Annotated in this window: 1 protein-coding gene; it reads right to left on the bottom strand. The window is 52.6% G+C overall.

The features are described 5' to 3' along the window. Positions 1 to 145: 145 nt before the first annotated feature. A partial coding sequence (gene tssD / locus NNO02_RS23505) for a type VI secretion system tube protein TssD (protein ID WP_271455902.1) occupies positions 146 to 529 on the bottom strand: 384 nt, incomplete at its 5' end.

The following is a 529-nucleotide window of genomic DNA, read 5'->3' as shown; positions in this document are numbered from 1 at the left end:
CACGCTACCGCCCCTCGCTGTTTCCCGTGAAGGGGACCAAAGCGCATACGGTCAGGCTGGCAGTTTGTGGTTTTCTTTGCTGAAAGCCCGTTTCAGACAGGCACTCAGCAAAAAAGCGGACAGAGAAACTCTGCCCGCTCGTGAATTACGCGGTGGCGCGTTCGTTCCAGGAGTCGGAATGAATGATGTTGCCGTCTTTGTAGGTCCAGGTGATTTTTTCGTAACGCAGTTCAACGCGTTCCAGGTGGTTATGCTTCTCTTTGGAAGGATCCTTGATGTCGTACATTTCAGGATTCACTTTCACCACTTTCACGTTCTCAAGCCTGGTGTTGAAGTACTCCACTTCCTGGCCCGCGTCGTTGATTTTGTACCACTTGAATTCCGCAGATTTGAGGGTCTGACCGGTGGTCACCGCCTTGTACAGGTACGGACTGGACGAATCGATTTCCTTGGTGAACAGGAACGGGGTGTGGATACGGGTACCGGTCAGCTTGCCGGTGTTGTTGTCGGTCGGGATGTACAGGTTATG

The sequence above is a fragment of the Citrobacter sp. Awk 2 genome (genome assembly GCF_028069815.1).
GTDB lineage: Bacteria > Pseudomonadota > Gammaproteobacteria > Enterobacterales > Enterobacteriaceae > Citrobacter.
The sequence above is the reverse complement of the archived record's forward strand: the minus strand, read 5'-3'. Positions and strand labels throughout refer to the sequence as shown.